Annotated in this window: 21 protein-coding genes and 1 tRNA gene; 12 read left to right on the forward strand and 10 right to left on the reverse strand. The window is 65.2% G+C overall.

The window, feature by feature from the left end; translation table 11 throughout:
- Positions 1–60: 60 nt before the first annotated feature.
- On the forward strand, positions 61–1,575 hold the full coding sequence (gene pgi, locus M2335_RS04320; protein WP_264593894.1) for a glucose-6-phosphate isomerase: 1,515 nt from the start codon (positions 61–63) through the stop codon (positions 1,573–1,575).
- A gap of 135 nt (positions 1,576–1,710) precedes the next feature.
- Here pgi and M2335_RS04325 read toward each other — a convergent pair whose 3' ends face one another.
- Complete coding sequence (locus tag M2335_RS04325; RefSeq protein ID WP_264593895.1) at positions 1,711–3,060, reverse strand: MFS transporter; 1,350 nt, start codon at positions 3,058–3,060, stop codon at positions 1,711–1,713.
- A gap of 181 nt (positions 3,061–3,241) precedes the next feature.
- Between M2335_RS04325 and M2335_RS04330 the strand changes: the two genes are divergently transcribed.
- From M2335_RS04330 to M2335_RS16510, 3 genes are all read left to right on the forward strand, one after another.
- Positions 3,242–4,720 (forward strand): FAD-dependent oxidoreductase, encoded by a 1,479-nt coding sequence (locus tag M2335_RS04330; protein WP_264585712.1) that lies wholly within the window; start codon positions 3,242–3,244, stop codon positions 4,718–4,720.
- Positions 4,721–4,741: 21 nt separating this feature from the next.
- Complete coding sequence (locus tag M2335_RS04335; protein WP_264585711.1) at positions 4,742–5,800, forward strand: TauD/TfdA family dioxygenase; 1,059 nt, start codon at positions 4,742–4,744, stop codon at positions 5,798–5,800.
- A gap of 124 nt (positions 5,801–5,924) precedes the next feature.
- Positions 5,925–7,025: a diguanylate cyclase domain-containing protein gene (locus M2335_RS16510; protein ID WP_181560572.1), complete on the forward strand. Its 1,101-nt coding sequence runs from the start codon at positions 5,925–5,927 to the stop codon at positions 7,023–7,025.
- 35 nt (positions 7,026–7,060) lie between these two features.
- Here the strand turns inward: M2335_RS16510 and M2335_RS04345 are convergent.
- Positions 7,061–7,137: transfer RNA gene (locus tag M2335_RS04345), tRNA-Arg, on the reverse strand.
- 132 nt (positions 7,138–7,269) lie between these two features.
- On the opposite strand from M2335_RS04345, the gene M2335_RS04350 reads away from it, so the two are divergent.
- The gene (locus M2335_RS04350; RefSeq protein ID WP_413714709.1) at positions 7,270–8,034 is read left to right on the forward strand and encodes a queuosine precursor transporter; all 765 of its coding nucleotides are present in this window, start codon (positions 7,270–7,272) and stop codon (positions 8,032–8,034) included.
- A gap of 9 nt (positions 8,035–8,043) precedes the next feature.
- Here the strand turns inward: M2335_RS04350 and M2335_RS04355 are convergent, their stop codons facing one another.
- Positions 8,044–8,727 carry an RluA family pseudouridine synthase gene (locus M2335_RS04355; protein WP_264595357.1) on the reverse strand — a complete coding sequence of 228 codons (684 nt, stop codon included), beginning with the start codon at positions 8,725–8,727 and terminating at the stop codon, positions 8,044–8,046.
- A 336-nt stretch (positions 8,728–9,063) separates the two neighbouring features.
- On the opposite strand from M2335_RS04355, the gene ctrA reads away from it, so the two are divergent.
- On the forward strand, positions 9,064–9,777 hold the full coding sequence (gene ctrA / locus M2335_RS04360) for a response regulator transcription factor CtrA (RefSeq protein WP_181560569.1): 714 nt from the start codon (positions 9,064–9,066) through the stop codon (positions 9,775–9,777).
- 644 nt (positions 9,778–10,421) lie between these two features.
- Here the strand turns inward: ctrA and M2335_RS04365 are convergent.
- The 7 genes from M2335_RS04365 to M2335_RS04395 form a co-directional block, all read right to left on the reverse strand.
- The gene (locus M2335_RS04365) at positions 10,422–11,252 is read right to left on the reverse strand and encodes a 23S rRNA (adenine(2030)-N(6))-methyltransferase RlmJ (protein ID WP_264593896.1); all 831 of its coding nucleotides are present in this window, start codon (positions 11,250–11,252) and stop codon (positions 10,422–10,424) included.
- Between the two features lie 369 nt (positions 11,253–11,621).
- Positions 11,622–12,401 (reverse strand): metallophosphoesterase family protein, encoded by a 780-nt coding sequence (locus tag M2335_RS04370; RefSeq protein ID WP_264593897.1) that lies wholly within the window; start codon positions 12,399–12,401, stop codon positions 11,622–11,624.
- 85 nt (positions 12,402–12,486) lie between these two features.
- Complete coding sequence (dcd, locus tag M2335_RS04375; protein WP_181560566.1) at positions 12,487–13,041, reverse strand: dCTP deaminase; 555 nt, start codon at positions 13,039–13,041, stop codon at positions 12,487–12,489.
- A gap of 57 nt (positions 13,042–13,098) precedes the next feature.
- Entirely contained in the window at positions 13,099–13,578 is a 480-nt protein-coding gene (locus M2335_RS04380; RefSeq protein WP_264593898.1) for a cytidine deaminase, read from the reverse strand.
- Complete coding sequence (locus tag M2335_RS04385) at positions 13,575–14,312, reverse strand: glycoside hydrolase family 25 protein (protein WP_264593899.1); 738 nt, start codon at positions 14,310–14,312, stop codon at positions 13,575–13,577. Before M2335_RS04385 ends, M2335_RS04380 begins: the two co-directional genes overlap by 4 nt.
- Before the next feature lie 18 nt (positions 14,313–14,330).
- The gene (locus tag M2335_RS04390) at positions 14,331–14,813 is read right to left on the reverse strand and encodes a UPF0262 family protein (RefSeq protein ID WP_264593900.1); all 483 of its coding nucleotides are present in this window, start codon (positions 14,811–14,813) and stop codon (positions 14,331–14,333) included.
- An 86-nt stretch (positions 14,814–14,899) separates the two neighbouring features.
- Positions 14,900–16,120, reverse strand: coding sequence for an MFS transporter (locus M2335_RS04395; protein ID WP_264593901.1), 1,221 nt, complete (start codon positions 16,118–16,120; stop codon positions 14,900–14,902).
- Between the two features lie 189 nt (positions 16,121–16,309).
- On the opposite strand from M2335_RS04395, the gene M2335_RS04400 reads away from it, so the two are divergent.
- The 6 genes from M2335_RS04400 to M2335_RS04425 all read left to right on the forward strand — a co-directional run bounded on the left by M2335_RS04400 (position 16,310) and on the right by M2335_RS04425 (position 20,983).
- Positions 16,310–17,047, forward strand: coding sequence for a sulfite exporter TauE/SafE family protein (locus M2335_RS04400; protein ID WP_264593902.1), 738 nt, complete (start codon positions 16,310–16,312; stop codon positions 17,045–17,047).
- Entirely contained in the window at positions 17,038–17,844 is an 807-nt protein-coding gene (locus M2335_RS04405) for a ferritin-like domain-containing protein (protein ID WP_264593903.1), read from the forward strand. The genes M2335_RS04400 and M2335_RS04405 overlap by 10 nt, the downstream gene beginning before the upstream one ends.
- Positions 17,845–17,936: 92 nt before the next feature.
- Positions 17,937–18,626, forward strand: a complete 690-nt coding sequence (locus tag M2335_RS04410; RefSeq protein ID WP_181560560.1) for a M23 family metallopeptidase — start codon at positions 17,937–17,939, stop codon at positions 18,624–18,626.
- A 122-nt stretch (positions 18,627–18,748) separates the two neighbouring features.
- Positions 18,749–19,072: an iron-sulfur cluster insertion protein ErpA gene (gene erpA, locus M2335_RS04415; RefSeq protein WP_181560559.1), complete on the forward strand. Its 324-nt coding sequence runs from the start codon at positions 18,749–18,751 to the stop codon at positions 19,070–19,072.
- Positions 19,073–19,170: 98 nt separating this feature from the next.
- Positions 19,171–19,944 (forward strand): exodeoxyribonuclease III, encoded by a 774-nt coding sequence (gene xth / locus M2335_RS04420; protein ID WP_264593904.1) that lies wholly within the window; start codon positions 19,171–19,173, stop codon positions 19,942–19,944.
- Positions 19,945–19,996: 52 nt separating this feature from the next.
- Positions 19,997–20,983, forward strand: a complete 987-nt coding sequence (locus M2335_RS04425; protein ID WP_264593905.1) for a zinc-binding alcohol dehydrogenase family protein — start codon at positions 19,997–19,999, stop codon at positions 20,981–20,983.
- Positions 20,984–20,999: the final 16 nt, after the last annotated feature.

Here is a 20,999-nt window from a genome sequence, read left to right on the forward strand (position 1 = left end):
CTGCGCATTGGATATGCCGCCCCTTAATGAAGCAACGCCAGACCGGAGCGCTTACGCACCATGACCGACCCTGATCGCATCACCGCTTGCTGGACCGACATCAAGGCGGCGCCGATTCCCGATCTGCGCAGCCTGTTCCGCGACGATGCGGATCGGCTGGCGGGCCATGTGGTCGAAGAGGCTGGCCTGCGCTTCGATTTCTCCAAGACGCACCTCACCGAGACGACGCTCTCGGCCTTCGAGGCGCTGGCACAGGCAGTTGATTTTAACGGCAAGCGCGCGGCGATGTTCGCCGGCGAGGTCATCAACGTGACTGAAGGGCGCGCTGTCGAGCACACCGCGGAGCGTGGCGAGGGCAACCCGGACAGCGTGGCCGCCGCACGCGAGCACAAGGTGCGGATGCGCACGCTGATCGACGCCATCGAGGCCGGCGCGCTCGGCGATATCCGCCACATCCTGCACGTCGGCATCGGCGGATCGGCGCTGGGGCCTGATCTGCTGGTCGATGCGCTTGCTCGTCATGCCGACCGCTATGACGTCGCCATCGTCTCCAATGTCGATGGCGTGGCGCTGGAGGATGCGATGGCCCGGTTCGATCCGGCCTTCACGCTGCTCGTCATCGCCTCCAAGACCTTCACCACCACCGAGACGATGCTCAATGCCGCCAGCGCGATCGCGTGGATGACGCAGGCCGGGGTAGACGATCCCTATGGCCAGGTCATCGCGCTCACCGCCGCGCCGGACAAGGCCATCGAATGGGGCGTGGACGAAACGCGCATCCTGGGCTTTTCCGAAAGCGTGGGCGGGCGCTATTCGCTCTGGTCTTCCATCGGCTTCCCGGCCGCGCTGGCGCTGGGCTGGGATGCCTATGAGGCGCTGCTAGAGGGTGCTGCGGCGATGGACCGGCATTTCCGCCACGCCGACGCTCGCGACAACGCCCCGCTGCGCGCTGCCTTTGTCGACCTGTTCTATGCCCGCGTCCTAGCCTGCCAGACCCGCGCGGTCTTCGCTTATGATCAACGGCTGCGGCTGCTGCCTTCCTATCTTCAGCAGCTGGAGATGGAGAGCAACGGCAAGTCGGTGAAGGCGGATGGCAGCCCGGTCGATGGACCGACGTCTGCAATCACATGGGGCGGTGTCGGCACGGACGCGCAGCACGCGGTCTTCCAGCTTCTCCATCAGGGCACGCATGTCGTGCCGGTGGAGTTCGTCGCGGTGACCGAACCGGGCGACACGCTCGACCCTGCCCATCACCAGACGCTTCTGGTCAATTGCTTCGCGCAGGGCGCCGCGCTGATGCAGGGTCGCGAGAATGCTGCCGATCCGGCCCGGGCCTATCCGGGCAACCGTCCCTCAACGACGATCCTCATCGATGAGCTGAGCCCGCACACGCTGGGCGCGCTGATTGCCTTCTATGAGCACCGCACTTTTGCCAATGGCGTGCTGATGGAGATCAACAGCTTCGACCAGTTCGGCGTGGAGCTCGGCAAGGAGATCGCCAAGTCCATCGAACAGAATGGCGCGCAGGGTTTCGACCCCTCGACCATGGCGCTCATCGAGCGCGCGCTCGGCTAAGCGCGCCTCAAATCTCCCCATAAATGGGGAGGTGGCAGCGCGCAGCGCTGACGGAGGGGGGGACGATAACCCCCTCCACCGCCTTCGGCGGTCCCCCTCCCCGCAAGCGGGGAGGATCTGGCTAAGTCATCGTCCTTATGCCGCAGCCGCCGGGCGTTCCGGCCGCTTGAGCAGCATGTTGATCACGAGGATCGAGAGGAAGAGGATGAAGGGGCAGATCGCCGCCAGTGCATAGGTACGCACGGCGGGGATGCCGCTTGCGAGGATCGCGCCGCCGATGAGCGGGCCGACGATACCGCCGATCTTGCCCACCGCCGAGGCCCAGCCACCGGCGCTCGCCCGGATCGCGCTCGGATAATAAAGCGCGAGCTGGCTGATGATCGCCGCATGGCAGCCGCCGACCAGCATGCTCTGCACCACGATGGTCGGCAGCAGCATCGCGCGAGGAATCCACTCCATGCCTATGCCAACGGCCATGGGCACGATGAGCAGCGTGCAGGCAGCCGCGAATTTGAGGCCGTAGCGGGCGGAGAAGCGCATGATGACCACGCCGGCAACCGCGCCGAGCAGCGCGCCGATGGCCGAAACGTTGGCGGCGGTTTCCCGCGCCACGTCCATCCGCTCCAGCACCAGGGGGCCGAAGGCGGACTTGAAGAAGATGCCGAGGGCGCTGGCGCCATAGCCGATCCAAATGATCGGCGTGAGCAGGCGCAGATTGCCGACGAACAGGTCGCTGAAACGGAAGTTGCGCTTGTGCTTGCCTTCGTCGGCCAGAATGAACTGGTCGTCCGCCTGCACGTCGATGCTCTTGTCCAGCCGCTTGATGGTCGCGACGATCAGCTCGGGCTTGATGCCCTTACTGGCCAGGAAGCGCGGGGATTCCGGCAGGAAAATCGCGATGGCGAGCGCGCAGACGACCGAGCCGATACCGCCGGCGAAATACACGCCTTCCCAGCCATGGATGGGTGCGATCATGTTGGTGAGCGGGGCAGCGGCCGCGCTCCCGAGGCTGAAGCCCATCATGATGAAGGCGATCACTGTGGCACGCAGCTTGGGTGGCACGAATTCGACATTGAGCGCCCAGGCGAGCGGCAGAGCGCCGCCAATGGCCAGACCATCGAGGAAGCGCAGGGTGAGCAGCGCCGGATAATTGGTCGCGAAACCGGTGAGGAAGGTCAGGATGCCAAAGGCGAAGGTGCACATGATGATTGTCGGGCGGCGGCCGATGCGGTCGCCGACATAAGTGAAGATCAACCCGCCGACGACCATGCCCACCGTGCCGGCCGAGAAGGCATTGCCGATCTCGATGTCGGTCAGTTGCAGTTCGTCCTGCATATAGGGGGCGGTGAACGACATCATCATCATGTCCAGCCCGTCGAACAGCGTGACGAGCCAGGAGAGCATGATCAGCAGATAGTTGAAGGGCGTGAGCTTGCGTCCGTCGAGCAACGTCGCAAGATCAACCGTTTTTGCCGCTCTGGCCATACCGCAGGCATCTCCCTCTTCGCGCAGATTATCCATATCTCGCCGTCCTTTGCCGGGACCGCGATCATTTCGCTACCTGTTTAGCTACATCTGAACTAATAATTAGCAAGCTCTCTATACACGAGCGAAAATTTGTTGCCTTGACTATGAAGCAAGGCGAATCAGTGAGGAGAGAATGTCAATGGCTGAAGAGCAGACGCCGAAGGTCCGTCAGGTTCGCCAGTCGGAGGATCGTTTTCTGGCCTCTGACGTGTTCGAGACGGGTGGTCGGGTGCTGCCGCGGGCCAATGGCACGGGGACCTGGGTCGAGCCCGCGCGCGAGATTCCGGTGTATCACAGCTGCGACGTGCTGGTGGTCGGCGGCGGGCCTTCGGGCACGGCGGCGGCCTGGGCAGCGGCGCAGGCTGGGGCTGATGTGGTGCTGATGGAGCGCTATAATCATCTGGGCGGCCTTTCCACCGGCGGCCTCGTGATCTGGATCGACCGGATGACCGACTGGACCGGTCGCCAGGTCATCCAGGGCTTTGCCAATGATGTGCTCGGGCGCCTGCCCGCCGCTGGCCTTGCCGGACCACCGCGCGCCGACTGGGGCTCGCGCGATCCCAAGAAGGCGAGCTATTGGGGCCAGCGCACTGCCGCGTTCCACGGCACGGTCTGCTGGTCGCCCACGCTCGATCCCGAGCGGTTGAAGCTGATCAGTCAGGAGATGCTGCTGGCAGCCGGCGTGCGGCTGGTGTTCCACAGCTGGGCAGCAGTGCCGATGGTCGCCGACGGCAAGGTCGAAGGGGTGGTGTTCGAATCCAAGGCCGGGCGTCAGGCGCTGCGTGCCAAGGTGGTGGTCGATACCACCGGCGATGGCGACATCTTCGCGCGCGCCGGCGCCGAGTTCGACACCGATATCGAGGAAGGCGACGTCCACCACAGCGCCAACACCGGCTTCATGCTGGGCGGTGTGGACATGGACCGCTGGCTGGCGTTCCGCGCCAATGAGCCCGAGCAATATGCCGAGTTCGCCAAGCTCGGCCGTGAGCGGCTCGGCTTCTTCCAGCCGCCTTATGTCTCCTGGCGCAACGACATCGCGCTGTTCCTCGGCCCACGCCAGTCCGGCCTGTCGGCGCTGGATGTCGACGACCAGACCGAGCTGGAGATCCGCTCGCACCGGTTCATGCAGACGCATTGCGAATTCTTCCTCGCCCATGCGCCGGGGTTCGAGCAATGCTATATGCTGCAGAGCGGCTCGCAGCTTGGCGTGCGGCACACAAGGCGTCTGGCCGGCATGGGCAAGATCCTGCGCAGCCAGTGGGCCGATGGCATTGCGCTGCCTGACGAGGTCGGGGTCAGCCCCTCGGTCAGCCTCAAATATCCGGTGATCTCGGTGCCCTATGGCGCGCTGGTGCCGCGCAAGCTCGATGGCTTGCTGGCAGGCGGCAAGCACATCAGCTGCGATGCCAACTCGCATGGCTTCATGCGCGAGATCCCGCAATGCTGGCTGACCGGACAGGCCGCTGGCGCCGCAGCCGCGCTCAGTGTGAACGCCGGCGTCCAGCCCCGCGCGCTCGATGTGACCAGCCTGCAGGCAGAGTTGCGCAGGCAGGGCGTGTTCCTGCATGACCAGGCAGGCAAGATGCCGGAAGCCGAACAGGCCGCCGTTGCGGAATGATCCTGCGAATTGAGAGTATTGATGACTGACAGCGCGACCCTATCCCGCCCCGACCCGAGCGAACTGACCCGTCTCGGCAAGCCTTCCGGCGCATGGACCGGCACGCTCGGCGGGGGTGCCGAAGGCCTGACCCGGCGGCTGGCACCGGCGCAGCTCGACGCGCTGGACGCTGCCGTCCGCGCCACGCAGGGCCGCGCGCCAACATCCGTCACGCGGGAGGATTTCTGCGCGCCTGAGATCGCGAGCCTGATGGCAGCGGTGAATTACGACCTGATGGCCGGGCGCGGCGCCGTGTTGCTGAGCGGGATCGACATCGCGCGCTACGATCTGGAGGCGTTCCAGCGCCTGCACTTCGGTCTTGGGACGCATCTGGGCCGCGCGGTCGAACAGAGCGCGCGGCATGATCGCATCGGGCTGGTGCGCAAGGAGCCCAATCCCGAACGGCGCGGCTATCTTAACGATACCGAGCTCGGGCCGCACACAGACTATCACGAGATTCTCAGCCTGGCTTCCGTCGTCACCTCGCCGGAAGGCGGGGTGAGCGGGCTGGTCAGTGCTGCCGCCGTCTATGCGGCGATCCAGGCGGAGCGGCCGGACGTTCTGGCGGTGCTGGAGGAGGGCTATTATTACCCGACCAGCCTGGAGAGCGTCACCGATTACAAGGTGCCCAGCTTCTCCGTGATCGACGGGCATATCGGCATCTACAATTATGTGCTCTTCATCGTGCAGGCCGCGCAGATCAGGGGCGAGCCGGTGCCGGAGCGCTTCGTGGAGGCCTTGCGCGTCTTGATGCGCATGGCGGCGCGGCCGGAGTTGAAGGTATCCTTCACCCTGCAGCCGGGCGAGATGATCTTCTGGCACAATTTCCGGGTAATGCACTCGCGCACCGGCTTTACCAACACGCCCGGTCGCGAGCGGTTGCTCCTGCGGCTCTGGCTGGAGGCGCATGAGCGCTACCCGCTCGCGCAGGGCTATCGCGAGATCGGTCGCCTGCTGGAGCAGCAGCATGCGCAGGGCTGGTCGATGCTCGTCAATAGCGATGAAAGCCTGCGGGCCGCCGGAACCTTGATCCGCGGATAACGCGCCAACTCCGCGCGTAGGGAACCACTGCGCCGTCTTGGCATTTCCCGTCTTTTCCGGCTCCCGGCGAACATTCTCGGCGCCCGTGTGTTTTGCTGGTACAAAGGGGCAGGGAAGAGGGCCAATGATCAACCGGCAGGTGCTGCTCGCAGACAAGGTGTATGTCGAACTGGTGCGCAGCCTGTTCGTCAATGTGACGCCGTCTGCCATCATGGCGGTCGCCTTTACCCTCAGCGTCGCCCTCATTGTGAACGAGACGCGGGACCGGCTCACACTGACGCTCGGCGTGGCCGGAGTGCTGGCGATGGGGGTGCGGATCATCGTCACGCTACGCTTGCGCGGGCAGGCCCTGGCCAGCGACCTTCACCCGGTTCGAGCCAGACAGCTCGAGCTCATGTTCCTCATACCCCAACTCAGCTTTGCCCTCGCGCTTGGCCTGTTCAGCGGGCTCGTCATCCTGCAGAAGTCGGACGGGCAGCCATTGATGGTGTGTCTGGTCGTCGGCTTCTGTGCCGGCCTCGCCGCCGGGTCGGGCCTGCGCCCCCCCGTTGCCGTGCCGGGCATGCTGGCGGCCAGCCTCCCCACCGCTCTGGCCGCCTTTATCCGTGCCGATGCCATGTCGATCGCCACCGGCGCCTCCATTCTCGCCTTCCTCTATGCCGGCGCGCAAAGTCTGGCGACGCGGCATGAGTCTGCCGTGACAGGCATCAGCAAGCGGCTGACCTCCGGGTCATTGGCCCGGCGCGATCCTTTGACCAACCTCGCCAATCGGCTCGCCTTGCGCGAGCGGTTCGATGAGGCCGTGGTCCTCAAGCGGGGAAAGGGGATCGTGGCCGTTCATTATCTCGATCTCGACGGGTTCAAGCCGGTGAACGACACCCACGGCCATGCCGCCGGCGATACGCTGCTGCAGATGGTCGCTAAGCGGCTGAGCAGTGCCATCCGCAGCGAGGATATCGTGGCGCGGTTGGGCGGCGATGAGTTCGTCATCGTGCAGTTCGGCCTCGATAAGGCGGAGGATGCCACGCTGCTGTCTGATCGCGTGGTCCGCGCCATCGCGCAGCCCTTCGTCATCGAGGGCAACCGCATCCGCATCTCCACCTGCATCGGCACCGCGACCGCGCGCGCCGAGGAGAGCCACATGGAAGTGCTGATGCGCGAGGCGGACGAGGCGCTCTATGCCGCCAAGCGACGGCGCGCTCAGGCACAGGCGGCGCGGGCTTAACTTTCCCGGCCTTTGCTGACGCGAAATGGAAGAAGTGGCGACCCCGGCAGGATTCGAACCTGCGACCATTCGCTTAGAAGGCGAATGCTCTATCCGGCTGAGCTACGGGGCCACGGAACGATCCGCTAACCGCATCGCCGGGCGTCTGGCAATGGCAAAGCGATGCCGCGCGCGGTTTTGGGCGGGAGCAGGAGGCTGCAAGATCGATTGCAGGGCGCGATATCGCGCGGCATAGTCCCGCGCCATGGCTGCTCCCTCCGACGCCGCGTCCGCCGCGACTCCGCCCTCGATCGCTCCCCATTCGATCGCTCATGTCGATGCCAGCGCGCTCGCGGGCCACCGGCTGCAATATTATGATTTCGTGATGGCGGCCTTCGTCGCGGTGCTGTTGCTCTCCAACGTCATCGGCGCCGCCAAGCTGGCGAGCCTGTGGGGCTTCACCTTCGGTGCCGGCATCCTGTTCTTTCCTTTGGGCTATGTGCTGGGCGACGTGCTGACCGAAGTCTATGGTTATGCCCGCGCCCGCCGCTGCATCTGGGCCGGCTTCGCCGCGATGCTGTTCATGGCCCTGATGAGCTGGGTGGTCGTCTCGCTGCCCCCGGCGGACGGCTGGGACGGGCAGGCAGCCTATGAGTCGGTCTTCGGCCAGGTGCCGCGGATTGTCTTCGCCTCGATCTTCGCCTTTTGGGCCGGTGAGCTGACCAACAGCTTCGTGCTCGCCAAGATGAAGCTGCTGACCAAAGGCAAGCATCTGTGGACCCGCACTATCGGCTCGACCATCGTCGGGCAGGGCGTCGACAGCCTGCTCTTCTATCCGCTGGCCTTTTATGGCCTATGGTCCACCGATCAGGTGCTGACCGTGATGGTCACCAATTGGGCGCTGAAAGTAGGCTGGGAAGCGGTGCTGACGCCGGTCACCTACCTCGCCGTCAATTTCTTCAAGCGGCGCGAAGGGCTGGACGTCTATGATGAGCAGACTGACTTCACGCCGTTCAAGGCGCAGGTCTGACCAGCCCCGTTAGCCCTCGGCCGGTGAGGGCGCATCCCGGTTAAGCGCCTGGGCATCGGCGAAGCCCGCCGCTGCAAAAGGCGCCGGCAGTGGGGCTTCGGCCTCGACGGGCGGCTTGCCTGGGCGGGGCAGCTTGAGGCTGACCGCGTGCAGCAGCATCCGGCCATCCCATGGCGCGCCGGGTGGTGCAGAGGGGTAATAACGGTCGCCCAATATGCCGAGGCCAAGGCCGTGCAGGGCATGGGCGCGCAGCTGGTGCGTGCGCCCGGTTTCGGGGCGGAACTGCACGAGGGCGCGGCCATCGCGCGCCTCCAGCAGGCGCCAGCGCGTCACGGCCGGCTTGCCCTTCGGGTCCGGCTGCATCCGCCAGCCATCCTCGCGCGTGCTGGTCTTGCCCAGCGGCAGGTCGATCACGCCTTCGCGCGCCATCGGCACGCCGTCCAGCACGGCAAGATAGACCTTCTCCACCTCCCGCGCTTCGAAGGCCTGGGTGAAGCGCTTGGCGGCTTTGGGGTTGCGGGCGAGCAGCAGGCAGCCGCTGGTGTCCCGGTCCAGCCGATGCACCGCCACCGGCCAGCGCTGAAAGCCGAAGGTCAGGCTGTCGAGATGATTTTCCAGGCTCAAGGCACCGTCGCGCGGGCGGTCGACGGGCAGGCCCGCCGGCTTGTCCAGCACGATGGCCTCGCCATCCATGAAGATCACCCGGTCGGTAAGGGGGGACAGATCGCCCGCGGGCGACCCTCTGCGGCTATTCCGGGGATCATGGGTGAAGGACATGGTGCCTCCCTAGGCGCTATCGCCCGCAGGGGGAAGACGCCGGGATGGACGGGCTCCATTTACTTGCCAGCGGCGGAGGGGGCCGCATTGATTCTCACCCCATTAAGCACGCAAACGGCCCGCGACTCGTGCTTTCAGGCCAGTTTACGTAAAATTAACCTTTTGCGTTCACTCTTCATATGGTTAATAGTTACTGGTGGTTGGATTGAGTGACGAGCAGCTCTCCGGCCAACTGAGCAAAGGGGCTGGTGTATGCGCGTGTTGCTGATCGAAGACGAACCGACGACTGCCAAAGCTATCGAGCTGATGCTGACCACCGAGGGGTTCAACGTCTACACGACCGATCTGGGCGAAGAAGGCCTCGATCTCGGTAAGCTCTACGATTACGATATCATCTGCCTGGACCTGAACCTGCCGGACATGCACGGCTATGACGTGCTCAAGAAGCTCCGCGCATCGCGCGTGCAGACCCCGGTCCTTATTCTCTCCGGCATTGCGGAGATGGACAGCAAGGTCCGCTCCTTCGGCTTCGGTGCAGACGATTACGTCACCAAGCCGTTCCACAAGGAAGAGCTGGTCGCGCGCATTCATGCCGTCGTCCGCCGCTCCAAGGGCCATTCGCAAAGCGTCATCCGCACCGGCAAGCTGTCGGTCAATCTCGATGCCAAGACCGTGGAAGTGGATGGCAATCGCGTCCACCTCACCGGCAAGGAATATGCGATGCTGGAGCTGCTCTCGCTCCGCAAGGGCACCACGCTCACCAAGGAGATGTTCCTCAACCATCTCTATGGCGGCATGGATGAGCCGGAACTCAAGATCATCGACGTGTTCATTTGCAAGCTGCGCAAGAAGCTGAGCCTCGCGTGCAGCGGCGACAATTACATCGAGACCGTCTGGGGCCGCGGTTATGTGCTGCGCGATCCCGACGAGATCATCGACGAGCTGGAGACGGCGCAGGTCGCCTGACGTCACGCTGCGAACGGGATTTAGGGGAAAGGCCGGCGGAGCGATCCGTCGGCTTTTGCTACGCGGGCCTCGCCGGCGCTGGAAGACGCGGGATAGGGGGTGCAGGAACCCAACCGCATGCGGGCGGCCTATAGGCCTTATACCGGACACGGCCGACCACCAAAAACCACCCCGTGCTCCTGCGAAGGCAGGAGCCCAGGGCAGACAAGCGCCTCGATTGGACTTGGCGCACCCCCCAGATAGATGCAGTCTCGGATGGAGTAGCCGCCGCGTCATCTGCGACCGAAAACGGCATCCGGACGATCGTTCTCTCCTATGGAGCTTTGCTGGCCTACGGCTCGCAGGAGGGGCCGGGGGCGGCATGGAAGTTAGTGACCGAGGCGTTGCTGCACCACCCCAACCCCTCATCTGAAGAGGAGGGGCTAAGATTGCTTCCTAAACCCAGCACGGTCTTCCGAACGGCGGCAAACTGCCTATGCTCTAAAAGCGGCCGGTCCGGGCACGACACCGTAGCCTCATTTCCTCCGTTCGTCCTGAGTAGCTGCTGAGCCTGTCGAAGCAGCGTATCGAAGGACCGGCCATGCGCTGACCCACCGGCAAACGGGGGCTTTCGAGCCCACTGCCGCCCCGGCTCGAATGTTGCCCTACTCGCTCAACCAATCGGCCTTAATCTCGCCCCTGTGCCCCTCGGGTGCCAAGACGGCCCGCAGGGCTTCCAGCAGAGGCGGCAGCGCCTGCGTGAAGGCGTAGGGCGGGTTGACGATATAAAGCCCTGCGCCGTTGTAGATGCCCGGCTGGTCGGCATCGTACAACCAGTGATCCACCTGCAGGAATTTCGGAATGCGGAGCTTGCGGAGCTGCCCGCTCCACCGCTGATGCGTGGCGCGGTCTTTGAGCGGGTACCAGATCACCGTCACGCCATGTGCCCATTTGCGGTGAGCGGCGGCGAGGGTGGCGGTGATGCGGGCGCGTTCGTCCGTTTGCTCATAGGGCGGGTCGACCACAACTACGCCGCGCGCGGTGCGGGGCGGCACCATCGCCAGCCAAAGCTCATAGGCATCGCGCTCGTGCACGGCGGCGGACGTGCCGCGCATTACACCGCGCAGGGCATAGGCGTCTTCGGGATGCTTTTCGTTGAGGATCAGTAAATCCTGCGGGCGCAGAAGCTGCGCCAGAATCTGCGGCGATCCGGGGTAGAGGCGCGGCTCGGCTCCCACGTTCACCGCCTGCACGGCGGCGCGATAGTCGCTCAGCAAGGGGTTCGGATCGGCAAAGGCGCGCAGCACGCCGTTCATGGCCTCGCCGGTGCGTTGGGCCTGCTCGCCGCCAAGGTCGTACAGCCCGCAGCCGGAATGGGTGTCGATCAGGGTCAGGGCGCCGGGCTTCTGCTGCAAGGCGCGCACAAGGGCGATCAGCAGGCTGTGCTTCACGACATCGGCGCTGTTGCCGGCATGGAAGGAATGGCGATAATTCATGGTGATTCAAATTCCTGACACGCGCGGCCGGGCGGGCGCGGCGGCCGACAAGGCGCTCGTAGTGCGTGAGCGGAAGCCTTTAAAGCACTTGCGCGCGGCCTCAACCCCGTGGCGATGGCACCATCGGTGCGATCGCATCATGTCCTCACAACAGACGCGCCGTTCGTGTCGAGCCTTTCGACTGCCCGCAGGCGAGCGCTCGGGATGAACTTCAGCCTTTGGCTGAAGTCCAGACACGCGAGGCCTGTGCCAACCGTGTCTCGACTTCGCTCGACACGAACGGAGCGGTGGGGAGCCGTAGGTGACGGGAAGCGAGGGCAGTCCGGCTGCACTCATCGCAATGTCTGCGTTGTGCCTGACGGAGCCGACCTAGCCCCCCGATTTACCGGTCGAGAGGAACCACCGCTCCGTGCCCTCAAGTCCGGCCGCTGTCAGCACGCCGGACTTGTACGCGCCGGTGTCGATTCCCATCCGGTTTTCGCGCTGCTCGACCGCCTCGGTAATCGAGTGGCCATGGACGATGAAATAATCGTGCGGGTCGTCATAGAACAGGAATTCCTCGCGGATCCAGCGCAGGTCCTTTTCGTCCTGCTCGTCCAGCGGCACTTCGGGCCGGACCCCGGCGTGGACGAAGGCGTAGTTGCCGATGATCGCCTTGTCCGTCAGGCCGGCGAGGAAGGCGCGATGCGTATCCGGCACGGCGCTCGTCAGCCAGTCGCGCAGTTCCCCCAGCGTCATCGTATCGAGATCGGTCTCGCTCGCGCCATAGGAGAGGAGCGTCTCGCGGCCGCCGATGCGGGTGAGGAAGCGCAGCGCGCTCTCATCGCCCTCTACGGCCATGGCGAACACTTCCTCATGATTGCCGCGCAGGCAGAGGATGTTTGGCCACCAGTCGCGAAGTTGCAGCACATAGTCGATCACGCCCCTGCTGTCCTGCCCGCGATCGACATAATCGCCCAGGAACACCAGTTGCGTGCTGCCGGTCGGGCCACGGCTATGGTCGTCGGCCGCGATCAGATCGATGAGTTCGAGCAGCAGATCCAGCCGGCCATGAATGTCGCCGATCGCGTAGACGCGGCGGCCCTCGCCCAGGTCTGGCGCATGGGTCAGAGGTTCAGGCTTTGACTTGGATTTGAAGAGGCCAAACATGTGCCTCTCCATATAAAACGAGCGGGCGCGATCCGGCCAGCGCAATCGTGCTTAGAAAAAGCTTTCCGGCGATATGCCGGCGCGATCAGAGCTTGGGTAGAGTCACGCCCCGCTGGCCCATATATTTGCCGGCGCGGTCGGCATAGCTCGTCTCGCACGGCTCATTGCCTTCCAGGAACAGGAACTGGCAGGCGCCTTCATTGGCGTAGATTTTGGCAGGTAGCGGCGTGGTGTTGGAGAATTCCAGCGTCACATGGCCTTCCCAGCCCGGCTCCAGCGGCGTCACGTTCACGATGATCCCGCAGCGCGCATAAGTGGATTTGCCGAGGCAGATCACCAGCACATCGCGCGGGATGCGGAAATATTCCACGGTCCGCGCCAGCGCGAAGCTGTTGGGCGGGATGATGCACACGTCCGTCTTGCGGTCGACGAAGCTGTTGGCGGCGAAGTCCTTGGGGTCCACCACGGCGCTATCGACATTGGTGAAGATCTTGAAATCCTCGGCCACCCGCGCGTCATAGCCGTAAGAGGAGAGGCCATAGCTGATGCAGCCCTCGCGCCGCTGGCTTTCCACGAACGGCTCGATCATGCCGTTTTCCTGCGCCTGACGGCGAATCCATTTGTCGGAGAGTATGGCCATGGGGGCGTTGCTAATCGCTCGCCGCGCCGAATGCCAGAGGCGATGATATGGTGAGGATCAGCCCGGGCCGATGCCGAGATTGGCCGGGCCGAAGGCGTGCGGCAGCAGCGCGTCGAGCGTAAGGCGCAGCACGGCGCTGCCATCCGGCGTGGCGCACAGGATCGCGAGCGGGCGTCCGCTCATATCCTGCGCTTCCTTGATGATCTGCCGGCAGCGGCCACAGGGCGTGATGATGTCGCCATCTCCGCCCGCCATCGCACCGCCCGTCACCGCGATGGCCGCGATGTCCCGCAGCCGCCCCTGCGCATTGGCGGCAGCGATGGCCACGGTCTCGGCGCAGAGCGACAGGCCATAGCTCGCATTCTCGAAATTGGCGCCGGTGAGGATGGTCCCGTCGGTCAGCCGCAGCGCAGCGCCGACTGCAAAGCGGCTGTAGGGCGCATGGGCCTGCGCCATGGCCCCGCGCGCGGCGTCGATCAGCGCGCGCTCGTCCGGGGTTGGCGGCGTCGGGCCTTGTCGGGTCGCTTCTTCGCTCATTGCCGCACCGCATTCCATTCGATCGGCCCCTCGATGCCGTTGATCCGCTTCCAGGTGGAGGCGGTCCACATCGTCCAGGGACGCGTGGTGTAATCGGGCACGAAGAAGTCGCCGTCCACCCACAAGGTGCGGTTGATGCCACCGGCCACGTCATAGGCTGCCTCGAATTCGCGGCTGGTGCGGATCACGGCGGGCTTGGCCGCGTGGGTTTCGATCTGGTTGAGAAAGGTGTTCAGCTCGGCGAGCAGCGTATCGCGGTTGGGCCGCGCCGTGCAGGGCAGGTCGAAGCCCATTTCCACCACCGGCGGCAGCATCTGTGGGTCGCGCGGGACGGTGGCGATGAACCGCGTGGCCTGCGCCGAGGCGCTGCTGCACAGATCATAGCGATGGATCGCGCCGTGGCGCATGTCGTTGGCGACCGCGCCGGCGAGATAATCATTAAAGGCGCTGTCCCGCCCGCGCGCGCCATCAGTGGCGCGCAGATAGACGAAGTCGGCACCTGCCGCGCGGGCCATCCGCCAGTTGATCGTGCCGCTCTGCGCGCTCAGCGTGATGCCTTGCACGGGGAAATATTTGGCAGAGGGCGTCCAGCTGCGGGCGAGCGTGAAGAGGCCCGCCACCAGTCCGCCGCCGATCACCAGCAGCAGCATGAAGAGGCGCAGCGGCGTCACCTTGATCCGCCGGCGCCGGGCGCCCGGAGCGCTGGTCATGCGCTTGGCCTTTATGGTGCTCATGTCGTTTCGTCAGTCCTGTTATGCGCGGATATGCAGCACGCAGATCAGCGTGAACAGCCGCCGCGCGGTATCGAAATCCACGTTGATCTTCCCCTCCAGCCGCCCGCGCAGCAGTTCGGCGGCATCGTTGTGGACAGCGCGTCGGGCCATGTCGACGGTCTCGATCTGGCTCGGCGTCGCTTGCCGGATCGCCTGATAATAGCTCTCCGTAATCGCGAAATAGTCCCGGATCGCGCGCCGTAGGCTGGCGAGACCCAGGATGATCGCTTCCAGCGCGCTGTCGTCCGTGCGCCGCAGTTCGATCACCAGCCGCCCGTCCGCCACGCGCAGAAACACCCGGTAAGGGCCGGCATAGCCGTCCTCATGCTGGCGCACCGGCGCGAAATGATTGTCCTCCAGCAGGTCGAAGATCGCGATCCGTCGCTCCTGCTCCACATCCGCGCTGCGCCACAATATCGTCTTCTCGTCGAGCACGATGTCGATGATGCGGGGATCGGCCATGGTCCCTTGCTTCCCTAGGCGCGTGGGCCAGCGGCGGCAAGAGCGTGGGGCCAGGAGGGCGGGGGAGGCTCCGAGAACGCAGAGCCTCAGGCGGGCTTGGCGCCCTCGTGCCGGGGCATCGGCCAGATCAGGCCGATGAACGGCAGAACCAGCATCGTCAGACCGGAGAACAGCAGGGCGCTGGCAACGCCATGGGCCTGCGCCACATGGCCCCACAGCCAGCTCCCCAGCGCGATCCCGCCGAAGGTGAGGCTGCTCACCATGGCGGTAATGCGCCCGATAAGCGGGGCGGGCGACCACATCTGGCCGGCGACGGCAAAGCCGGAGAGCGCCTGCACCCAGCCGGCGCCGCCCAGCACAAGCAGTACGAGCGTGGGCACCAGCCCGATGCCGAGCGCGACGCACACGCACACCGCGCCATAAAGCAGGCCGGCGCCCCGGATGATCGCCTCGCTGGAGAAGCGCTGGCGGAACCATGTGCTGCTCGCCGCGCCGATCACGGCCCCAAGGCCGAGTGCGCCGAGCAGCAGGCCGAAGGTCATCGATCCCTGGCCGAGCATCTGCGTTGCAACGAGCGGCATCAGCGCCCAGGCGGCGCTGCCGGCGAGCGTGAAGCTGATCGCGCGGACCAGCACGGTGCGGATCGCCGGGGAGCCGAGCGCGAAGCGGAAGCCCTCGCCGATCACCGTCAGCAGGGGGCGCCTTGTGGCCGGTGCCGGCGGCGGGGTGCGCCAGCGCAGCAGGATGATGATGACCATCAGATAGGAGAGGGCATTGACGACGAAGGCGGCCTTCGCGCCGCCCAGCGCGACGATACCGCCGCCGATGGCCGGGCCGAGGCTGCGGGCGATGTTGAAGGCGAGGATGTTGAGCGCGACGCCCGCCGCCAGTTCGTTGCGCGGCACGATGCTGCCGATGGAGGAGGCCAGCGCCGGATTGAAGCAGGCCACGCCGCAGGCGAGCAGAGCGGTGAGGCCGATGAGCAGCCCCGGAGGTGTCGTCCCGACAAAGGCGAGCGCGGCCAGCAGGATCGAGAGCGAGACCATGCCCGTCTGCGCGCCGAGCATCACCAGCCGCTTGTCGAACATGTCCGCCCAGGCGCCGGCCGGCAGGGCCAGCAGCATGATCGGCAGATTGGTCGCGCTCTGGACGAGGGCTATGACGTCAGCCGGCTGGCCGGTGATGGTGAGTTGCCAGGCTGCGCCCACGGACTGGATGGCATTGCCGAAATGCGAGAACAGGCTGCCGAGCAGGATCAGCAGGAAGGTCCGGTGGCGCAACGGAGAAAAGGTGCCCCCGCTGCTCATGGCCGTTGGTCCCTCATCTGCTGCGCGCTCATCATGCCTGGCCCCTCCGTGCTGTCGCGATCATTGATCCGTCACACGGTTTCGCCCTAGGCGCGTCGTTCTCGCCCGGCAAGACTGATGCGGCGGCGCGTTGGTGATGGGCAAGCAGGCGGGTGACGGGCCGACCAAAAGCGGCTAACCGCGCCGACGATGACGGGCGTCCTGATCATAATCGCGGCCTTCGCCACCGCGTTTCTTTCCGGCATCTTCGGCATGGCGGGGGGATTGCTGCTGATGGGCATCCTCGCCTTCCTGCTGCCGGTGTCGGCGGCGTTCGTTACGCATGGCATCCTCCAGCTTGTCGCCAATGGCTGGCGCGCGGTGGTGCATCGCGAACATGTCGTCTGGCCGATCATGCGCACTTATGCGCTCGGCGTTTTTGCTGCGGGTGCGGTGGTGGCCTTGGTCGGCTTCTCGCCCTCGCGACCCTTGCTGTTCCTGCTGCTCGGTCTGGTGCCGCTGGTCGTCTGGCTGCCCCGCCGCTGGATCGCTCTCGATGCATCCCGGCCCTCCCACGCCTTCCTCGCCGGGTTCACCGTGTCTGGCCTCAACCTGACGGCGGGCGTTGCCGGCCCGATGATGGACGTGTTCTTCGTTCGCACGCCGCTGACCCGCCACCAGATCGTCTCGACCAAGGCGGCGGGACAGGTTTTCAGCCATATCGCGAAGATCGGCGTGTTCGGAACGCCGATGCTGCTTGCGGGGCGGAGCGCCATGCCTCCCTGGTGGGTGTTCGCCATCGCGGTGCCGCTGTCCATGGTCGGCACGATGCTCGGCGGACGATTGCTGGATCGGATCAGTGACGGCCACTTCCGCCGCTATACGGCGTGGATCGTCACCGCGATTGGCATGCTCTACATCGGGAAGGCGGTGATGGAATGGCTCTGACCGAACTCGCTACCTTGGGCGAGGCCTGCGTTGCAGTGCTGCAATGCAGCAATCCGCGCGAGAAGGTGATGGCGGCGCGCAAGGCTGCGCGGGACTGGCGCCTCGGGCGCCTCTCGCACCGGTTCGATACGCCCCCGCCAGACCGACCCGGCCGGCCCGAGCGCCCTGAGCTTCTGCCGCCCAACCGCATGCCCAAGCGCGGCAAGGGTGGCTCGGAGCGCGCCCGCATCGCGATGATTCACGCGCTGGCGCATATCGAATTCGTCGCCATCGACCTGGCCTTCGATCTCATCGCGCGCTTTGGCGCGGACTTCCCGCCCGACTTTGCCGACGACTGGCTGCGTGTGGGTGCCGACGAGGCAATGCATTTCGCGCTGCTGGCGCGCCGGCTGGAGGAACTGGGCAGCGCCTATGGCGATCTGCCTGCCCATGATGGTCTATGGGAGGCCGCGATCGAAACCGCGCATGACGTCGCGGCCCGCCTCGCCATCGTGCCGATGGTGCTGGAAGCGCGGGCGCTGGACATCACGCCGGAAACCATCGTGCGTTTCAGGCATTTCAACGATGAGCGGACCGCGCGAATGCTGACCCGAATCGTTGACGACGAAGTTCGTCATGTCGGCGCAGGGACGAAGTGGTTTCTGTGGTCGATGAATCGATCCGGCGCAAACCCGCAGGAAAGCTACCAAATGTTGGTTCGGCGCCACTTTCGCGGTGCCGTTAAGCCGCCGTTCAACGACTCAGCGCGGAGTCAGGCCGGTTTGACGCGCGATTTCTACCTGCCTCTTGCGCCTTAACCCGTTCTTCGCTCGAAAAGCCCCAGCCGGTTCACATGAGCCGGAAACACAAAAACATTGAGGGGTCGGTCACGGCCCATCACGGGGTCCAAATGATCGATTCGAGCGCTATGACCTTCGCCAAAGAGGGTGTCCTCAAAGCTGCCGCGAAGGTTCTGGCGATTGCCGGTCTGATGGTTGCCTCTCCTGCTCTGGCCGATGCCGGCCACGACGCCCAGTTTGCCTCGCTCTTCTCGGCGATGGTCCAGATGGAGCAGTCCACCGAGCAGAGCACGGACAGCAAGGCCTCCATCCCGTCGCGCCAGCCGGTCGACGATGTGCGTCTCACCTCTTCCTTCGGTACTCGCAGCGATCCGTTCAACGGCCGCGCTCGCATGCATCAGGGCATCGACATTCCCGGCCCGATCGGCACGCCGATCTATGCGACGGCCGATGGCGTCGTGCGCCGCTCGCAGTGGGTGAACGGCTATGGCAATCTCGTCGAGATCAACCATGGCAACGGCCTCGAGACCCGCTACGGCCACATGTCCAAGCTGATCGCCCAGCCCAATGAGCGCGTCCGTCGCGGCCAGCTCATCGGCCTGATGGGCTCCACAGGTCGCTCCACCGGCAGCCACCTTCACTATGAAGTCCGCATCGCAGGCAGCGCCGTGAACCCGATGCCCTATCTCGAAGGCACCAATTACGAGCTGGCTCTGGCCGAGGCCAAGGAGCACAGCGATCGTCAGGTCGCCATGGGTGGCCCGGAAGCCAACCGCCCCACCGACAACCGCGATCGTTGATCGCCGCTCGCCCGCTCGGGTGAGCAGGCTGTCCTGAGTTTCTTTCTCCATCGTCAAGCGCGGCGCGGCTCCCTTGCGGGCCGCCGCTTGCCGTTGCGGCGTGTGCGCCCTATCTAGCAGCCATGGATATCAGCCTCTCTCCCACCGCCGCCGCGCGGGTCGCCTGGATCGCCGAGCGCCAGAGCAAGCCGGCCATTCTCCGCCTCGCGGTGGAAGGCGGCGGGTGCTCCGGCTTCCAGTATCGCTTCGGCTTGGCCGATGCGCCCGAGGCGGATGATGTGATGGTCGAGACGGATGGCGTGAAGCTGGTCGTCGATTCCATGAGCCTCGATCTGGTGCGCGGCTGCGTGGTTGATTTTGTGGACAATCTCGGTGGTGCGGCTTTCAAGGTGGAAAATCCCAATGCCACTGCCGGCTGCGGCTGCGGAACCAGCTTCTCGGTCTGACTTTCTGAGCGTTTGCGCCGGGACGCGCTTGTCGAAGCGCCCCGCTTCTCCCTAAGACGGACCCTCACTGGCAGGTGCCGGCAAAAGGGCTTTAGTTCATGCGGATCGCGACCTTCAATATCAACGGCATCAAGGCGCGGCTGCCGCGTCTGGTCGAGTGGCTGACGGAAACCCAGCCGGACGTCGCCTGCCTACAGGAAATCAAGACGCAGGACGAAGGCTTCCCGATCAAGGATATCGAAGATGCCGGCTATGGCGCCATCTGGCACGGCCAGAAGGGCTTTAACGGCGTCGCGATTCTGGCGAAGGGCGCTACTCCGCAGGAAGTGACGCGCGGGCTGGAGGGCGAGCCGGAAGACGAGCACAGCCGCTACATCGAGGCGGATGTGAACGGCGTGCGCATCGCTTCCATCTATCTGCCCAATGGCAATCCCGTTCCCGGTCCCAAGTTCGAGTATAAGCTGCGCTGGATGGCGCGGCTGCGGGCCCGTGCGGCGCAGATCTGGGCGGAGGAAGTGCCCGCCGTGCTCGCCGGCGATTATAATGTCATCCCGTTCGATCGCGACGTCTGGTCGCCGCCCGCCATGGCCAGCGACGCATTAATGCAGCCGGAGAGCCGCGCCGCCTACAAGACGCTGCTCAACGACGGCTGGACCGATGCGCTCGCGACTCGCCATCCGCTTGGCGGCATATGGACCTTCTGGGATTATCAGGCCGGCGCCTGGCAACGCGATGCAGGCTTCCGCATCGACCATCTGCTGCTCTCGCCCACTGCTGCCGACCGGCTGGTCGATGCGCAGGTGGACAAGGCTTATCGCGCGCGGGAGAAAGCCAGCGATCACGCCCCGGTCTGGGTCCGCCTGAAGGACTGACGGCGCCCTTTCCAACCAGATGCCCAATTCAGGAGCCAGGAGTCGACCCGCGATGAAGGCCTTTGCTTATGACGCCGCCCACCCGCTGACGGACTTCGCGCTCACCCTGCGCGACCTGCCCGATCCGGTGCCCGGCCCACAGGATCTGCTGGTCCGGGTCGTGGCGTTCGCGCTCAATCCGGTCGATACCAAGATCCGCCAGCGCCGCGGCGGCACGGCGAATGCGCCGGTCGTGCTCGGTTGGGATGCTGCCGGCATCGTCGAGGCCGTTGGCGCGCAGGTGCAGGGCTTTGCGGTTGGTGATGCCGTCTATTATGCCGGCGATCTCAACCGACCGGGCAGCTATGCCCGTCTGCAAGCGGTCGATCATCGCCTTGTCGCGCACAAGCCCGCGAGCCTCGATTTTGCCGATGCCGCCGCCCTGCCGCTGACCGCGCTCACCGCCTATGAGGCGATGCTGGAGCTCGGCATCGTCTATGATGCGGACAGCCGCGTGCTGATCATCGGCGGGGCAGGGGGTGTCGGCTCGATGGCGATCCAACTGCTCAAGGCGCTGACCCCGGCCACCGTCATCGCCACCGCGTCCCGGCCGGAGACGGTCGCCTTCGCGCAGCTTATGGGCGCCGACCATGTCATCGGCCGCGACGTTCAGCCCGAACTGGCGGCGCTGGGCCTGCATGATCTCCATGCCATCTTCAGCACCACGCATACCGATGCCTATCTGCCGGTCATCCCTGCGCTGTTGCGCCCCTTTGGCCATCTCATGGTCATCGACGATCCCGCCGCGCTGGACATCCTGCCGTTCAAGCAGAAGGCGCTCTCGGTCCACTGGGAGTTCATGTTCGCCAAATCGATCAACGGCTTTCGCATGGCCGAGCAGCAGGCGGTTTTGCGGCAGGTGGCGGCGCTGGTCGATGCGGGCACGCTGGTTTCCACCCGCACCCGAACGCTCACCGCCAGTGTCGACACGCTGCGCGAGGCGCACGCCGCGCTGGAGGCCGGAGCGCTGATCGGCAAGACCGTCATGCGCTGGGATTGAGCCATTTTACGTCGGT

Source organism: Sphingobium sp. B12D2B, assembly GCF_025961775.1.
In the GTDB taxonomy this organism is placed as follows: Bacteria; Pseudomonadota; Alphaproteobacteria; order Sphingomonadales; family Sphingomonadaceae; genus Sphingobium.